Source organism: Brucella intermedia LMG 3301 (genome assembly GCF_000182645.1).
GTDB classification, from domain to species: Bacteria; Pseudomonadota; Alphaproteobacteria; order Rhizobiales; family Rhizobiaceae; genus Brucella; species Brucella intermedia.
This window is the reverse complement of sequence record NZ_ACQA01000002.1, coordinates 527,636-545,288: the sequence shown is the minus strand read 5'-3', so window position 1 is coordinate 545,288 and position 17,653 is coordinate 527,636. Positions and strand designations below refer to the sequence as shown.

Sequence of the window (17,653 nt, the reverse complement as noted above, 5' to 3'; positions counted from 1 at the left end):
AAACGGACCTAAGTGATCGGAGCACAGAATGTCAGATATGAAAAACAGGGTTGCCATCGTCACCGGAGCATCGCGAGGCATCGGTGCCGCCATTGCCGAACGTCTGGGGCGCGATGGTTTTACGGTTATCGTCAACTATGTCGGCAACGCTGCGATGGCCAACGCGGTGGTGGCAAGGATCGAGGCTGCGGGAGGCGTCGCGCTATCAGCACAGGCCGATGTTGCCGATCCCGTCGCAGTAAAGAAAATGTTCGATGCTGCCGAAACCGCATTCGGAGGAGTTGACGTCCTCATCAATAATGCCGGTATCATGTCCCTGTCACCCCTCGCCGCTACCGAAGATTTGGATTTTGACAAGACTGTATCGGTCAATCTAAAAGGGACATTCAATACTATGCGGGAGGCAGGCAGGCGCCTGCGCGACAATGGACGCATTATCAATTTTTCCACCAGTGTGGTTGGCCTGAAACTGGAAAATTACGGTATTTATGCAGCGACCAAGGCCGCCGTCCAAACGCTGACGGCTATCATGGCCAAGGAAATGCGCGGTCGAAACATCACCGTCAATGCCGTCGCCCCCGGCCCCACCGCGACCGACCTCTTTCTGGATGGAAAATCCGAGGAACTGGTTGCTCGCATGGCGAAGATGAGCCCGCTCGAACGGCTCGGCACACCGGAGGACATCGCAGGCGTAGTGGCGTTTCTCGCGGGACCCGACGGCGCTTGGGTGAACGGCCAGACCTTACGCGCCAATGGTGGGATCATCTGAAATACGGACATGTTCTGCGAGGCAGGTATCTCGTAGAACGTATTTCCCCTAAAACTATCCTAATAGTTGTAGATAATCCCTATTCGCCTTGACAGTTTGTCGCGGTGAGGCTTCACATGAGCCGGATTCTTTTCGCCTTTTCTAAATAAATCGGAATTGGCATCGGTCGTTGTGAGGGGATGCAAATGCTTATTGGTTACAACCGGCTTTTACGGGCCTTTGCAGTCGCAGCTTGCCTTTTGGCAGGCCCGCACAGCACGCAAGCGGCCGAAAGTCGGCAGATAGAGATAACCAAAGACAGCGATTATTTCGGCTTCGACCTGCGGACGGAGAAAAATGTCTCCCTTGACCAGTGCAAAAGCATTTGTCTGGGCGACAACGCCTGCCTCGCCTTCACCTACAACCCGAAGGTCAAATGGTGCTTTCTGAAATCTGATTTCAACAAGCTCAATCAGTCCGTTGGCTCCATCGCAGGCAAGGTTGTAACCCAATCCACAGCAGCCCGCGAAGTTGAAGACATTGGCGCTCCGCCAACCATCTCCTTTTTTGCCGCCAATCTGATTGACGAAGCCCGTCGCTTGAAGCGCGAACTGGCTGGTCTTGAAAGCCCCGACAGCCTTCGCTCGTTGAAGAGCGAAGGCGCGTCTGCAGCGTTAAATGGCGACCCTCGCACGGCGATGGAAAAGTTCCGCCTGGCTGTCAGCATGTCCCCCGATGAAAGCGAAATCTGGGCCGGATATGCGCTGTCGGCGCTTGCGACCGAGCCGTCCAACGGGCAGGAGCGTTCAAAATTCCAACGCGATGCGACGTCAGCCTCCTGGTTTGCCTACCAGACTTCGCGCACCAAAGAGGAGCGCGCGCAAGCGCTTGCCATCATGGCCCAGGCGCTCGAAAAGCGCGATGCATCGCGCCCGGCCTTGCAAGCCTATGAAGCGAGCCTTGATCTCGTCAATTCCGCATCCGTTCGTGCGGCCTATGAAGACCTCAAAGCCCGCAAGGGCTTCCGTATCGTCAACAACACAGTCGATAATGACAATGCCGCGCCACGCATCTGCGCGCAGTTCTCTGAAGAACTGGTGAAAAGCGGAGTCGACTATTCGAACTTCGTCACGCTCGACAATGGCGCACCGCAGGCAGTTGAAGCCAAGGATCGCCAGATTTGCGTCGAGGGACTGGAGCATGGCCGCAATTATACGGTGACGTTCCGCCAGGGTCTGCCGTCGACTGTCGGCGAAGTGCTGCCGGCGCCGGTCAATCTTTCGATCTATGTGCAGGACCGTGCCCCATCGGTGCGTTTTACCGGCGACAGCTTCGTGCTGCCTGCCAAGGCGCGTCGCGGCATTCCGTTGGTCAGCGTCAATCTGGATGCAGCCAAGGTCAAGCTCTACCGCGTCGGCGACCGTTCGCTCGCTCAACTTCTTTCAGGTTATCAATTCCTGCGCCAGCTCGACAGCTACGACATCAGCACGGTATCCGACCAGTTGGGCGCACCCGTCTGGGAGGGCGAGATCGAGGTTGCAGGCAATCAGCTGAACAAGGAAGCCACAACAAGCTTCCCGGTCGATGAGGCGCTGCCCGAACGCAAGCCCGGCGTCTATGTACTGACTGCAGAGCCGCTGGTTCAGAAGCCCGATGATGCTTATGGCACCAAGGCAACCCAGTGGTTCGTCGTCTCCGACATCGGCCTTTCGACCTATACCGGACAGGACGGCATCAATGTATTTGCCCGTTCCCTGGAAAGCGCAGAACCGCTTAAAGGCGTGAAGCTGACGCTGCTTGCACGCAACAATGAAGTGCTGGGCGAAGCGACCACCGACAGCGATGGCCGTGCGACGTTTACGCCTGGCCTGACACGCGGCATCAACGGCATGGTGCCAGCGGTTCTGATGGCCAGTCAGAATGACGACGATTTCACATTCCTCGATATGGCGCGCGCTGGTTTCGATCTTTCCGATCGTGGTGTGACGGGCCGTGCAGTGCCAAAAGCGCTTGATCTATATGCATGGACGGAGCGCGGCATTTATCGCGCGGGCGAAGTCGTGCATGTGGGTGCGCTTGCGCGTGACGATACCGCAACGGCGATTGACGATCTGCCGCTCACCTTCATCTTCACGCGTCCCGATGGTGTGGAAGATCGCCGTCTCGTTTCCGACAGCAAACTCGCCGGTGGTCATGCCATCGACCTGACCTTGCCGTCCAACGCCATGCGCGGCACCTGGAATGTTTCGATCTATACCGATCCCAAGCAGCCCGCCATCGCAACGCAGATGTTTCTGGTTGAAGATTTCGTGCCGGACCGGATCGAGTTCGATCTGACCTCCGACAAGCCGGAAATTGCAGTAGGCGAAGCCGCCCATATCACCGTGGATGGTCGTTTCCTCTATGGCGCCCCTGCCGCGGGCCTTGCACTCGAAGGCGAAGTCACGCTTTCGACCAAGCGCCAATGGGACCGCTTCAAGGGCTATTATTTCGGCCTCGCCGATGAAGAACAGGGCGAAGCCACACGCCTTCCGCTCGATGGCCTGTCAAAAGTCGATGACAATGGCAAAGCGACTTTCCCGGTTGCGGTCGACGAAATGCCGTCGACAACGCGTCTCGTAAACGCGGCCGTGACAATTCGCATGCGCGAAACCGGTGGTCGTGCTGTTGAACGCAAGATCGACATTGCCATTCAGCCGGAAACCGATCTCATCGGCATTCGCCCGAATTTCGCTCGCGATGAAGTTCCACAAGGCGGCACCGCGAAGTTCAGCCTGATCGCCTCTGACAGCAAGGGTGATCGCAAGGCGCTTGATGGCGCGCAATGGTCGCTGGTCAAGATTGAGCGTAATTATCAATGGTATCGCAGCGGCAACAGCTGGAACTATGAGCCGGTCACCTTCACCAAGGCGATTGCCAACGGCAAGATCGATCTGAAAACCGATAGTGAGGCTGAAATCAGCCTGCCGGTCGATTGGGGTCGGTACCGTCTGGAAGTCGAAACTGCCGACGCCTCAGGTCCGGCTACGAGCTACGAATTCGATGCGGGCTGGTATGTAAGTTCGACCTCGACCGAAACACCGGATGGGCTCGAAATCGCACTCGACAAGGAACATTATGCGGCGGGTGACACTGCAGAACTGAAAGTTTCGCCTCGTTTTGCCGGTGAATTGCTCATCACCATCGGTGCAGAAAAGCTGCTCAAGACCATCACGGCCAGCGTTCCGGAAGGTGGCACGACCATCGATATTCCGGTCGGTGAGGATTGGGGTGCGGGCGCCTATGTCACGGCCACCCTGTTCCGGCCGGGTGAGGCCGCTGAAAGCCGCATGCCTGCGCGGGCGATTGGTCTTAAATGGCTGAAGGTCGATCCTGCCGACAAGCAGCTTGCAGTCAAGCTGACCCCGCCTGAAAAGATCGCTCCGCGTTCCACACTTTCCATTCCGGTTTCGGTTGAAAATGCGGGTGGCGAGCAGGCCTATGTCATGGTTGCGGCAGTCGATGTCGGCATTCTCAACCTGACACGCTACCAGCCGCCGAACCCTGAAAACTGGTTCTTCGGCCAGCGGCAGTTGGGCCTTGAAATGCGGGATATGTATGGTCGCCTGATCGATGGTTCGCTCGGCGTAACAGGCAAGCTGCGCACGGGTGGTGATGGTGGCAATATGGCAGCCGAAGGCAGCCCGCCCACCGAAAAGCTGCTAGCGTTGTTCTCCGGTCCGGTTGAACTCGACAGCGATGGCAAGGCGACGATCAGCTTCGACGTACCGCAGTTCAACGGCACTGCGCGTGTCATGGCTGTCGCATGGTCGAAGAAGGCCGTCGGTCACGCGGTTACCGATGTCATCATTCGCGATCCGGTGGTTATCACTGCTGGCCTTCCGCGCTTCATGGCGCCCGGCGATCAGGCCAATATCCGCTTCGATATTGCCAACACGGATGCGCCGGACGGCGATTATCGTGTGAGCCTCGAGACCACCGATAATCTCGGGGTTCAAGTTGGCTCCTATCCTGAAAGCATTGCGCTTACAGGTGGCAAACGACAGTCGATCACCGTTCCGCTCAATGCTATGGCAACGGGTGCCGGTGGTGTGACGATCCGGCTTTCCAACGATGCGGGTCTCAATGTTGAACAGGCTTTGGCATTGCCGGTGCGTCCGGTCGATCTGCCGGTCACGAGCCGCCATGTCGTCAATCTCGCAGCCAATGGCGGGAGCCTGAAGGTCGATGGCGGCCTTTTGTCAGAGAGCCTGCTTGACGGTGCCTTTGTCAGCGTCGGTGTCACGCGTAGCGCGGCCTTTGATGTCCCAGCCCTGTTGATGGCGCTCGACCGCTATCCTTATGGCTGCACAGAGCAGACCACCAGCCGTGCACTGCCGCTGCTTTACTTGAGCGAAATGGCCGCAGGTACGGAAGCGGCAGCGGGTCTGGAAAGTCAGGAAGAACTTAAGAAGCGCGTACAGGATTCCATCTTCCGCGTGCTGAACAACCAGTCTTCAAGCGGTTCGTTCGGCCTGTGGTCGCCGGGTTCGGGTGATCTCTGGATGGACGCCTATGTGACCGACTTCCTCACGCGTGCTCGTGAAAAGGGCTATGACGTGCCGCAGCAGGCAATGCTCTCTGCGCTCGCCAATCTGCAAAACGCTCTCGGTTATACAACCGACGTGAAAGAACGCGGTAACGACATTGCCTATGCGCTCTACGTTCTGGCGCGCAACAAGAAGGCATCCGTCGGAGATCTGCGTTATTATGCCGATACCCAGCTTGAAAACTTCGCGAGCCCCATGGCAGTCGCACAGCTTGGCGCAGCACTTGCCCTTTATGGTGATCAGCCGCGTTCCGAACGCGTCTTCGATACGTCGCTCCAGCTTGCGACCAGCCAATCCAGTTTCGACTATAATCGCTCCGATTACGGTTCGCCGCTGCGTGACGGTGCTGCAATGCTTGCGCTTGCTTCGGAAACCAAGCCTGCGCCGAAAGTGCTGCCGTCGCTCATCACACTGGTCGAATTCCAGCGTGAAAAGGCGCGCCATCTCAGCACGCAGGATCAGGCATGGATGCTGCTTGCCGCACGCGGCCTGCAAGATGACAATGGCGCAATCAGCCTCGACATCAATGACACAGTGCATCAAGGTGCATTCTCAAAACGCCTCAATGGTGCAACCCTGGAAGCGCAGCCGCTGATTGTTACGAACAAAGGACAAGGCTCGGTCGACGCAGTCGTGACCGCCGTTGCGCCGCCGGCCCAATCTCTTCCTGCGGGTGGCGAAGGTTTCAAAATCGGGCGCACCTATTATACGCTTGACGGTGAACCAGCCAATGTCACCGGGGTCAACCAGAATGAGCGCTATGTGGTTGTACTGAAAATTGACGATTTGCAGGAATGGCAGTCGCGTCTGCTCGTGACAGACCTGCTGCCAGCGGGTTTCGAGATCGATAATCCGGGCCTCGTTTCCAGTGCCAATCTTGGCAATTTTCCATGGCTTGAAAGTACGCAGGCAGCGCATCTCGAATTCCGCAATGATCGATTTGTGGCGGCTTTCGACCGCTCTGCAGGCACGAAGAGGCCGATCACACTGGCCTATGTGGTGCGTGCGGTGACGCCGGGTCTTTACACCCATCCGGCGGCCACGGTTGAGGACATGTATCGTCCGCAATTCGCAGCGCGCACGGCAACCGGCATGATGGAGGTGGCAGCGCCGTAAGCAATCCCAAAAGTGGGACCGGTTTTCGGACAAGATCATGGCTAGACATAAATCATGGCCAAAGAGATGAAAAGGCGATGGAAAACAGCCATTGGCGGTGCCGTGTTCCTCTGCATCGCCGCTTTTGGAACCGTGGTCGGGCTGGACTGGCTCGACCGCGCATATCCTCCGCCTTTGCCGGAACGGCTGACCATTTCCACCGAGGTCATGGATCGCGACGGCTCGCTGCTGCGCGCCTATGCGACGCCGGACGGATACTGGCGACTTAACACCCGGATTGAGGACGTTGATCCAAAATTCCTGAAAATGCTCATCGCTTATGAAGACAAGCGTTTTTACGATCATGGCGGCATTGATTTCACAGCGCTTCTTCGGGCCGCGTATCAGCTTGCAGGGAGCGGCCGCATTGTATCCGGTGGATCGACGCTTTCCATGCAGCTTGCGCGCCTGATCGAGCCGCGCGAAAGCCGCAGCTTCGGTTCCAAATTCAGGCAGTTGGCCCGCGCTATCCAGATCGAACGGCGGCTGAGCAAATCCGAAATCCTCGAACGCTATCTGACACTCGCGCCCTATGGCGGCAATCTGGAAGGCGTACGGTCGGCATCGTTAGCCTATTTTGGCAAAGAGCCGCTGCGCCTCACCATATCGGAAGCAGCGCTTCTTGTGGCCCTTCCGCAATTGCCGGAGCGCCGCCGCCCGGATCGGGAGATGCATAATGCAGTTGCAGCACGTGATCGTGTATTGAAACGCATGGTTTCGGCGGACGTGTTTACGGAAGAGGAAGCTGACCGCGCATCGCGTGAGCGCATATCCGCTACTCGTCATCCCTTGCCTTCATTGGCCGCCCACTTTGCTGATCTTGCGCTGAAGCAGGCTCCCACCGAAGCACGCCATAATCTCACGCTCAAAAAATCCGTGCAGGCAGGACTGGAAGCCGTTGCGCGGGAAGCCGCAGCGAAACTTGGGTCAAAAGTCTCGGTTGCCATGGTGCTGGCTGACAGCCGCAATGGCAACATTCTGGGCGAAGTCGGTTCCGCTGACTATTTCGATGGCGATCGGCAGGGCTGGATCGACATGACCCGCGCCGTGCGCTCGCCCGGTTCAACGCTTAAACCCTTCATTTATGGACTGGCTTTCGAGCAGGGACTGATTGCGCAGGAAACCATCATCGAAGACCGCCCGCAGGATTTCGCAGGCTATCGTCCGCGCAATTTCGATATGAGCTATCAGGGCGATGTCAGTATCCGTCAGGCGCTGCAAATGTCCCTCAATGTGCCGACTATCAGCCTGCTCGATGCGGTTGGTCCGGCACGGCTGACGACGCGCATTCGTCAGGCAGGTGTCAATCTGCAACTGCCTAAGGGCGAAGCGCCGGGGCTTGCCATCGGCCTTGGCGGCGCGGGCATCAGCCTGCGCGATCTGGTGCAGCTTTATACCGGGCTTGCGAATGGGGGTCGCGGCACGGCCTTGCGTGATGGCACCGAAAGCTCGGAGCCTGTGCAGCCCTCCGCCCCCATTCTCACCGAGCAGGCGTCCTGGCAGATTGGCGATATTCTGGCCGGTGTCGTGCCGCCGCAAGGGGCGAAACGTTTAGGCATCGCTTACAAAACCGGCACATCCTATGGTTATCGCGATGCTTGGTCGGTCGGCTACGACGGTCGCTATGTGCTGGGGGTCTGGGTCGGCCGGGCCGATGGCGGTTCGGTGCAGGGCCTTGCAGGCTATGTTTCGGCGGCACCCATCCTGTTTGACGCCTTTGTGCGCTCAGGCATCGCTTCCGTACCGCTTCCGCGTGCGCCAGCCGGCGCGTTTCGCACTGCACGTGCCGAACTTCCGGTGACGCAAATACGCTTTTCATCGGCAAGCGATCCCCTGCCGGTTTTCAAAGCCTCGATTGAGCCTGCGCCGCGCATAGTGTTTCCACCGGATGGCGCGCATGTTGAGTTGAAAGCGCTGACGGACAATGCGTCACCCTTGGTGCTAAAATTGCAGGGCGGGCGCGCACCATTTCGCTGGCTCGCCAATGGCAAGCCGATCGCCGAGATCGAACGGAGAAGGACGACAAACTGGCAACCGGACGGAACCGGATATTCGACACTGACCGTAGTCGATGCAGTGGGGCGGGCCGCTAGCGTCAATATTTTTGTTGAATAACGACCTACTGGGCGGCTTCTGATAGCACTGGGTTTACCGCAGCCTGCTTCTCAAGCGACATGACTTTCAAATTGCCGGAAAACAGGATGCCGGTGATCGGAAGTACCGGTTGCTCGGGCAGTTCCTCATGGTGCGTGCTGTCTTTCGGAACATGCAGCTTATGTTCAACGCCCTCTTCGGCACCCGACAGGGTGAGCGCAACATTCCCCCGTGCTTCCAGCAGTTTCGCGCCGTAAAGAAACTCGAAGCTCAGCATCGAAACGAGGAATTTGTAGGTTCCGTCGCGAACGCCTCCCTTCATCATGGCAGCACGATGAACCTCCCCGCCCGTCGCCACGTCAAGCGGCGGAATGCGGGGATCGCAGACGTAACCCAACGCAAGCAGTTGTCCGCCCTCAACCTCGAAGCGCATTTTATCCGCGCCAAGATCGAGCGCCGAGATCGAGAAACGGCGATTGCTGTATTGAACCGGAACACGCCCCAGCCGCTTGCACAATTGTTCGCCGCTCAAGGCGCGCGCATTCGCGAAATGGTCTGGATCGATGGCGAATGGCAGTGCTTTTGCGCGATGCGGAACAGAAAGGGCCGGTTCAAGAACATCCGCAATCAAATTCGCAACGATAGTCGTCGAAACCGGTCGCGCGTAGTGCCCCTGATCGAGATAGAAGGCCGGATTACCCACGACATCGCGGCCATATTGCTGCATCAGCATTCGGGAGACATCGACCGAGATCGTTCCATACCATTGCGAAATATAATTGATACCTGCATCAATGGACGGAACTGAATTCAGAAACGAGCCATTGCGAGCGCCAAACACAAGCGTTGCAATCCGCAAATTCGGATTGCGTTCAAGCGCGTAGCGAATGATCCCTTCGTAAAACCGGGCCCAATGGCGGAATGGTCGCCGCTCATCGCCATATACGAAGGCATCGTTGATCGCATATTCAATCAACAGCAGTTCGCAATCTTCGAGCTGTTCGAACTGCTTGAGTTGGTAAAGGCCGAGCGCACTCGTCGTGCCTCCCACCGCAAGATCGGCAACAATATCAAGTTCCACACCGCGCCGCGCCATCGTCGACAGAAGAGTGGGCAGATAGCCGGGAAGCATGACGGTGTTCGAACCACCGATAATTACAGTCCTGAGTTTCATTTCGTCACCGTTGCAGCTTTACCGGCTGGCGTCAGCGCACCGCAACGCCAAACACCGTAAGTGCTTGCATCCCAATCAAAATAATAAGCAGCGGCGATCTGGCCGCTATCCATCATCTGTCGAAAACGGTCGCGCGTCTTTTCGACCAGTTGCTCGCGATTATTGTCATTGGCTGGACAGGCTTTTGAAGTATTGGCAAAACCCCATTCCGTGATCCAGCAAGGCTTGCCGTCCACACCACCGCAAAAAGAAAGCGCATTGTGGATGTGTTTTGCGCGAGCAGCGCGCGTCCCGCTGCTGCCGGGATAGATATGAATACCATAGCCGTCAGCAACGTCGTCCAGACCATATTTCTTCAAAAGATCGGTAAAGGCCGCAGGTTCGACAGTGTCTATCCCGCGCCGGTCCGCATCGATGAAAGGGATATCGGATAGGCCCGCAGATATGACCTTTGCCTTGGCGCTGTGCCTGGTTTTCGCCAATTCCGCCCGCACGATGCGCAAAAGTTCGACGTATTTTTCCGCCCCCCTTTCGACCAAAGGAAGCTCCTCCATCTCGGCCAAAGAACGCGCGGTCTTCATCTTCTCCTTGGGTAGAATGGCAAGGTCGCCATTATAGGCGCCCCAGTTGATCTCGTTTCCGGGTTCAACCGCCACAAGAGGCACCCCCAGCGCATCGATCTTTTGCAAGGCATCCGCCATAGCATTCCGAAACCGCTCAGGAGATATGTCGGAAAGCCGATACATGTCCCATATACGCCCGCGCCCCGACCGGGGTTTTGTTCCTTCCGGATAAAAATCCGCATTGTTGAGCGAGATTTCGAGCAGGATCGCCAGACCTTTCTCGTGAGCAAGGCGTGCGGCATCGATGCTTTGATCGAGCGGTCGGGTGAGCGACAACCGAACCGCCACTACCCCGTTCTCCACCATCTGATCGAATATCTGCTCACGCTCGGCTGGCTTGAGCCAGGCCATATTGACCCGGTTGACGCCAAAGCGCGTATCCGCAAGAGCACCACCGGGCGCAACCGCGAGCAGGGCAGCGGCCAAGAAAGCCGCCATTACCCCTTTCCTGCCCCCGATGCTCTCGCGAAGTTTCATCATCGGATGCCGATATCTTTCAGCGCGCCGTTAAAATTGGCCTCGCATTCCGAATAACGGTTGATGGCCGCAGGCACGTCGATCTTGGAAAGGAAGTCGCGCAGGTAGGCTTTCTTCTGCGGCTCGCGGTTCCAGACGCTCGCTTCGATATGCGGAAAACCGACAAAGCCCAGCATCTCGCGCATGCGGTCATCGACTGCGATCATCAGGCCCGGAATACCCGACTGCATGCCGATGATCGTGCCATGGAATCTGCGGCTCAGTCCGAAATCCTGGCTGGAGATCCAACTGCGCCATTTGTGCGTGTCGAAGAACACCAGCAGCTCGTTCTTGCGCTGCCATTTTTCCATATGCTTGTAATCGACGGGGGCGGTGATGCGGCTTGCCGCCTGATCATAGGCTTCGGCATGGTCTTCGCCTGCCATGTTCATGTTGTAGACGATCACCTCGTCCTGAATGACATAGCTTGCAACGCTATCCTTTTCGAGCAGCGCGTGGGCGTCCACAATCGTATCGGCAACGCTGCCGAGATAACCGCCAAAGGAGATTTTCTGCGCATCGGCAAGCGTTGGATCGGCAAGGCGGCTCAGCGAGCGTTTCATCTGGTCCGGCGCATAATAAAGCGACGGACAGCCGGTCGGGCGGACATATTTCATGCCCGCATCTTTCAGAAACTCCTCGGTGAAATGCCCGCGCGTGAGGAAGAAGCTTTCCTTGCGGCGCAGAATTTCGAGGAAACGACGCGTGCCTTCCGGCAACTCCGCCTTCAGGTTTTCCTTCTTTTGAATGCCGATGCCCATGACCACGATTGGCATGTTCAGCTTTTCAAAGACGAAGGATTCCGTCGTCGCTGCATAGCCGGGTCGCAAAAGATTGGCGGAGGCAAACAGGCACAGGTCGAAATTCTCATTGAGTTCTGCATAGGTGTCCGGCGAATTAAGGCTGTTGGCCAAATGCCAGAACGGAACGTAGGTCACATCGTGGCCGCGCACTGCGTTGGCCGCGCCCTCACCGATGAGATAATTGCCCGTATTGGCAATCTTCTTGACCTGATCGATCACATCCTTCTTGGTGCGGATGGGCTCGAAATAGGGGCGATGCTTCACTCTTGCCCCGGAAACGCTTTCGACGGTCCGCATCAGATATGACGGGATGCCGGTGATCATTATGCGCATGGTGATCCATCTTCGCTGGAATTAAGGAAACTGGTGAAGAGTGCCTGAGATCAGCCGATGCCGATTTCTGAAAGCACGCTCCGGAAATTGCGTTCTCGCGCCGAGTAAGTTTCGATGACTTCGGGAATGTTCATCGAAGCGATGTGGTCGCTGACGAAAGCCCGCCTGTCGTTGGCGGCATTGAGATCGCGGGCATCGATCTTCGGCAGGCCGGCGAAATTCAGCATCTCGCGCATACGATCATCGACAGCGACCATCAGGCTCGGCACGCCCGCCTGCATGGAGATGATATTGCCATGGAAACGGCGACCGAAAGAAAAGTCCATGGTCGAGCACCAGGCGCGCCATTGATTGGTATCGAGGAAGGCGTGAACACTCACCTTCTTTTTCAGATCGCCCGACCCCTTATAGGTCAGCGGGCCGACAAGTTCGCCAGTGGTGGAGTCATAGGCGCGGCCATTCGCATCCGATTCAAGCTGCATGTCGAAATGCAAGAGCTCATCCTGAACCACATAAGCCGAACGCCCGTCATCCGAACCGAGCGCGTTCATATCGCCGATAGTTTCGAGTTCCGCTCCCATATATCCGGTGAAGACGGTACGGCCCTCGCCCACCTTCACCTCTGGCAGGCGACTGATCGCCTTGCGCATATTGTCCGGACGGAAATAAAGCGATGGACAGCCGACCGGGCGGACATAGGAAAAGCCCTGATCGCGGAGATAGCCGGCTGCATTTTCACCCCGCGTGAGAAAATAGTGTTCGCGGCTTTTCAGCACTTCCAAAAGCTTCTTCGTACCAGCTGGCAGGCCGTCCTCGCCTTCAATGTCGGGGCGGTTCTGGATGCCGATGCCGAGCATCACGACAGGCATGTCGAGTTTCGACAGAACAAGCGCTTCTGCATCCGCCGACAAGCCCTTGCGGAGAAGGTTTGCGCAGGTGAAGACGCAGATATCGAACTCCTTGTTGACCTCCTCAAGCCCCGTTCCGTTGTTCACGCAATTGTAGAGGTGCCAGAACGGAATGTGCCTGGCAGATGGCAGAAGCGCTGTCATCGCACCTTCGCCGATCAGATAATTGCCGGTATTGCTGATGTTCTTCAGCTCCTGGATAAAATTATCCCGGGTTTCGGAATCCCGCTGCTTCTCCGAATAATAGACCTGCGCCTTATCCGCACGCTGGATGAGGCGGGTCAGATGGCTCGGAATGCCCGTGACAAGGATTCTTGGGTTGGTTGGGCGGCTCATAAGTCGACCTTTCTGGTATAATCAGGCAACTGCACGTCCCGGGAGAACGGCGGTCGTGCTGGCATCGTCTGCAACATCCGGCTGGGAAGACCGGGATTTCGGATAAACGGGGCTTATTTCGTTCGCCCAATCGGTAAATTCGGAGAACGCGGAGCTCCATGTGCGATGTGCTGCGGAAGCGAGAGCGCCTTCGGCGGTCCGCATCAAGGCTTCGCGATCCTGTGCAAGGATCGTCAGAATGCGTGTCATGTCTGAGACGATCTGCGCATCGTTGCCATTGCGGATGAGAATGCCATCGCGTCCGTGATTGATAAGCTCATCGACGGCACCGACCGCCGTGGCGACCGGAACGCAGCCGAGTTGCTGCGCTTCGGCGATCATCAGCGGCGCGCCTTCCCAGCGCGACGGCATCAGGAGAACATCGGCCCAGGCCAGATGGTTGGCAATGTCCTTTCCGTCGAAAACCGGCGGCGAGACTTTCACGCCCGCATCCTTCAAACGTGTCATCCACGATGCGCTTGGATCGTCGGAGAGAATTTCGCCGCCGATGGCCTGCGCTTCAAAAGGAATGCCCTGCTCTTTCAGCTTGACGATTGCATCATTCAAACGGTCGATACCCTTCTGGCGGTCGAGGCGCCCCATGTAAAGGATACGCATGGGCTCGCCCTTGCGCCCCTGCTTGCGCGCGGCAGTGACTTGCGCCCGCTGTTTTGTATCGATTGAAAAACTGGCCCCGTTTGGCACCGAAAACACTTTTTCATACGGTACGCCAAAGCTGTGCAGATAAATTTTCAATTGATCCGAACACGTGAGAAAAGCGTCATATGCATGTTCGAAGGCGATCGCCGCATAGGGTTGACCTGCCTGACGGCGGAAGACCGTTTCGTCCACCACATGCAGATAGCAGGCGGTGCGGGTGCCTTCCGACCGAAGCTTACCCATCAGGGGATGAGCGGCCATGACGTGGTTGTTCACGACAAGATCGAAACCGGAAAGCTGGCCGCGCAGGATACTCCAGTCGAGCGGATGATCTTCGGTGATAAAGTCCTGACCGAGGAAGCGGTTTGTGTCTCCCCAGGCGGGAATCCCATCCTTCCAGAAATGCAGGTAGTCGAAGGACTGGTCGAACTCATCGAGCACGTCCATCCGCTCATTGCCGAGCACGAAGAGATGGGTTTCAAACCCCTGGTTCTTCAGCTCCCGCCCGGCGGCATAAGCGACCTTTTCCGCCCCGCCGAAAGAAGCATTCGGCACCAGAACGGCCGCGGTCTTTTTTCTTGCCGGGTTATGCGCAAGCGGCAGAACGGGTCCGCCGCCAAGTTCATTGCGCAGCACCTGATACATTTCGGAAAGGGCCGGCAGGCGACGGGGACGCCATGTCCAGCGTGTGGCCGCACTCTGCTTCAGCGGGCTTGTTGCAATCGACGTCACCAGATTGAGCATTGATTGTTCTGGCCGTGAGAGAGCGCGGCGCTGGCGAACGCGCGGGAACGGAAAGCGGACCTTCATGCGCGCCGACGTGGGCCATAGTTGCTGCGTACCCAACGAAGCGAACCAATCGAGCGCATCGTTTTCAATGATTTCCTTTATGAGCCGGGTCGAAACGAAAATCAGGTCGGCATGTGGCTGCCTGGTACCCGACGGCATGATTTCGGTGTCGATGCGACGCTCATCTTCAACATTGGTGAGTTCCACAAAAACGATGTTGGCCTGTTCCGCAAGCTTCTCAAGCCGCGACAGGATATTCGGCAACAGTCGCGAACGCGCCAGAAGTTTCAGCGTCTCTGTGTTGGACGAGGCAAGAAACGGCGGGAAATGGAAATTATCCGGCTCGGACACACTGCCCCAGAAGGCACGGATCGCATCATCGAACTTGAGATCGGTAGTGCCAAGGCTAAGATCGGTGAAAAGGCTGACCGTCCCCTCGCCTGCGCGGATCACGCCATAACGCGGGCATTCCTCATGCTCGAAACCTACAAGCGTCGGACGGCGAAATAGCGCCTTGTGCCGCTTGCGCAGAAAGCTGATCGAGCCGGAGCGGTCGCGATTGGCTTCCTTGAAACGGCTTTCCGCACGCAGGCGATATTCAAAGCCGGTATCGTGGCATGGCGTCCCGACAAACCCCGCCTCGATCGCCGAAAGCCAGAACTCCCAGTCTTCAAAACCATTCTGGCGATCATCATCAAAACGGACACCGCTACGGAAAACATCCGCAGAAATCATCGACCCCGTATCGCAGATATTGTCAGTGATGCAGTGGATCAGGCGCGAATAGCTGTTGCCATAATGTGCGCGCCAATTGACCGAGAAAGTGTCGATATTGGTGTAGACCCAGCCGGCGTTCGACGCCAGCAGCTGACGATAGAGCGTGTCGATGGTGTGCGGCTGCACGCGGTTGTCTGCATCGACAAAATATACCGCTTTCACGTCCGGCATTTCTTCAAGAATATAGTCGACAGCGCGATTACGTGCGCCGCCCGGACCGGCGTTTTCGCCAAAGATGATATGGATGTTGGAATGCGCTGCCGCATAGAGCGTCAGGCTGTCGAACACTTCGCGGCGCGGATCGCCATCTACCGACACCACGATCTGGGTACGGAAAACCGTTTCTGATGCAAGAATGGTTTCCAGTGCTTCAAGCGCCAGCGCCGCGTGGCCGTAAAGCGGCATGGCAACGACGATCAAATCCTTGGACCTATCGTACATTCGCGGCCTCTTTGGCTAATTCCTGAGCGGGCCCGGCCTCAATGTGCTTGACCAGCCGGAAGTTGAAGACCTTGAGCCAGGAAAAATCCACGGAATCCGCAGCGGCCTTGCTCAGCACAACGAGATCCATCGTCCGGTCGACCGGTCCCTCAAGCATGAAATTGATATCGATCGGGCGATTGGGCGCGACCTCCGACCAACCGCTGAACAAAACCTGCTGACGTCGCCGATCAAGATTGGAAATCGCGTCGATTTCCTCCTTCACGTCTGATGCCAGATTGACCAGCAACAGACCGACGGCACAGGGTTTGCCCTCTGGATGGTCAATCACAGCCCGCGCGGAGACGCGGACCGTACCCGGAGCAACCACACGGCGAATGGAAGCCGCAGTGACGCCCTCCTCGAGCGGATGACAGCCGATGGCATCCTCATGTTCCAGAAAACGCACAGTCGGAAAATCGGGAGTAATGGACGTAACGGACACGTTGGCCACGTTGCGCAGTAATTCGACCGGCAGACGGTAGTCGTCAACCTTTCGGCCATTGATCAACGCAGTCGGCACGATGGCGTTCGGCAACGATGCCGGGCGCACACCCGGCAAGCCGGTGAAAATCCTCAATGCCAGAGGGCGCATGTCGAGATCGGCGTGCGGAATACGGGCACGCGCCGCATAGCGTTCGTTGGCGATCACATTGCCCAGCGACAGTTCCGGCGGCACGCCGCCCGAGGCGGAGATGCGCAGGCGGAGCGTCCGATGGCTGCCATCACATGCCTTGGGAAGCGAGAAGAAATTCCATTCCGACTGCAGCGCGCTGTAGGGAACCAGCCACTCGGCAATTCCCTCGCCGTTTTCCAGATAGTCCAGCGTTACGATCAGCTGGCCGTTGCGGTTGGCGGGCAGATCGCGGAAATGGAGGGCGAAACCGGAAACGGCATAGCTTGAAACAGGAAAAAGCTGTTCAATCTCCGATTCGCGCAGCAGGCGCGCAAAGCCCTCATCCTTTGGATCGACCAGAGGAGCATGACTGAAAATTTCCGTCGAGGAATCCCAGTTGCGGGCGTGGAATGCGTCTTCAATCGCCCGATAATTCTCAAACATCGTCTCGCGCTCGCGGCGCAGCATGGCGAGCTCGGTGTGAACCTTGCTGACATGGCCGACAAGGCGATCCAGACTGCTCTCAAGCAACTGCGTAACCAGCAGCGGAGCCGTTTCGGGGGATGCTTCATCGACCCGCACAACGGGTAGTTCCGGAATGGTGCTCAGACGATAAATCTGCTGCAGAACCGTTTTGAGTTCGTTCTCGCCCTCTTGCGAAGCGGCGACAGCAATGAGTGGAAATGTATTCGCCAGACGAAGGCGTTTTCCGTCTCCTTCGACAAAGGTGGTCAGCTCGCCCAGAGACGTCGCTTCCAGCGCTTCACGATCACGCATCGAAGCAATGGCATATCGGCGGGATTTCCGCGCCGAGATCGCAGGAAGTGGTGTGCTCAACATAATCATCCATTGTGTGATGGCCGACTTGGGAGTCTCGGCCTGCACTTGCAATGAGAAAATACAGTCTATGTATTGTCAACAGTCTTATAGCATCAACTATATGATAATATTACGAATATTTGGAACGAGTTTAATTCAAAATTTGAAACAATGTTCATATATATTACAATAAC

General features: G+C 57.1%; 9 protein-coding genes. 3 read left to right on the top strand and 6 right to left on the bottom strand.

Annotated features, from left to right (window positions below):
- Positions 1-28: 28 nt before the first annotated feature.
- From OINT_RS14975 to pbpC, 3 genes are all read left to right on the top strand, one after another.
- A complete protein-coding gene (locus OINT_RS14975) occupies positions 29-769 on the top strand; it encodes an SDR family oxidoreductase (RefSeq protein WP_006468704.1) in 741 nt (246 codons plus the stop codon).
- Positions 770-948: 179 nt separating this feature from the next.
- The gene (locus OINT_RS14970) at positions 949-6,453 is read left to right on the top strand and encodes an alpha-2-macroglobulin family protein (protein WP_006468703.1); all 5,505 of its coding nucleotides are present in this window, start codon (positions 949-951) and stop codon (positions 6,451-6,453) included.
- A gap of 54 nt (positions 6,454-6,507) precedes the next feature.
- The gene (gene pbpC / locus OINT_RS14965) at positions 6,508-8,607 is read left to right on the top strand and encodes a penicillin-binding protein 1C (protein ID WP_006468702.1); all 2,100 of its coding nucleotides are present in this window, start codon (positions 6,508-6,510) and stop codon (positions 8,605-8,607) included.
- Positions 8,608-8,611: 4 nt separating this feature from the next.
- Here pbpC and OINT_RS14960 read toward each other — a convergent pair whose 3' ends face one another.
- From OINT_RS14960 to OINT_RS14935, 6 genes are read right to left on the bottom strand one after another with little or no spacing between them, the layout of a single operon-like run.
- Entirely contained in the window at positions 8,612-9,760 is a 1,149-nt protein-coding gene (locus OINT_RS14960) for an SGNH/GDSL hydrolase family protein (protein ID WP_006468701.1), read from the bottom strand.
- Positions 9,757-10,863 (bottom strand): hypothetical protein, encoded by a 1,107-nt coding sequence (locus OINT_RS14955; protein WP_006468700.1) that lies wholly within the window; start codon positions 10,861-10,863, stop codon positions 9,757-9,759. Before OINT_RS14955 ends, OINT_RS14960 begins: the two co-directional genes overlap by 4 nt.
- Positions 10,860-12,035 carry a polysaccharide pyruvyl transferase family protein gene (locus OINT_RS14950; protein ID WP_006468699.1) on the bottom strand — a complete coding sequence of 392 codons (1,176 nt, stop codon included), beginning with the start codon at positions 12,033-12,035 and terminating at the stop codon, positions 10,860-10,862. Before OINT_RS14950 ends, OINT_RS14955 begins: the two co-directional genes overlap by 4 nt.
- Positions 12,036-12,085: 50 nt before the next feature.
- Positions 12,086-13,279, bottom strand: coding sequence for a polysaccharide pyruvyl transferase family protein (locus tag OINT_RS14945; RefSeq protein ID WP_006468698.1), 1,194 nt, complete (start codon positions 13,277-13,279; stop codon positions 12,086-12,088).
- Between the two features lie 21 nt (positions 13,280-13,300).
- Positions 13,301-15,985 carry a glycosyltransferase gene (locus OINT_RS14940; protein WP_006468697.1) on the bottom strand — a complete coding sequence of 895 codons (2,685 nt, stop codon included), beginning with the start codon at positions 15,983-15,985 and terminating at the stop codon, positions 13,301-13,303.
- On the bottom strand, positions 15,975-17,480 hold the full coding sequence (locus OINT_RS14935) for a DUF6212 domain-containing protein (RefSeq protein ID WP_006472274.1): 1,506 nt from the start codon (positions 17,478-17,480) through the stop codon (positions 15,975-15,977). Before OINT_RS14935 ends, OINT_RS14940 begins: the two co-directional genes overlap by 11 nt.
- Positions 17,481-17,653 lie beyond the last annotated feature (173 nt).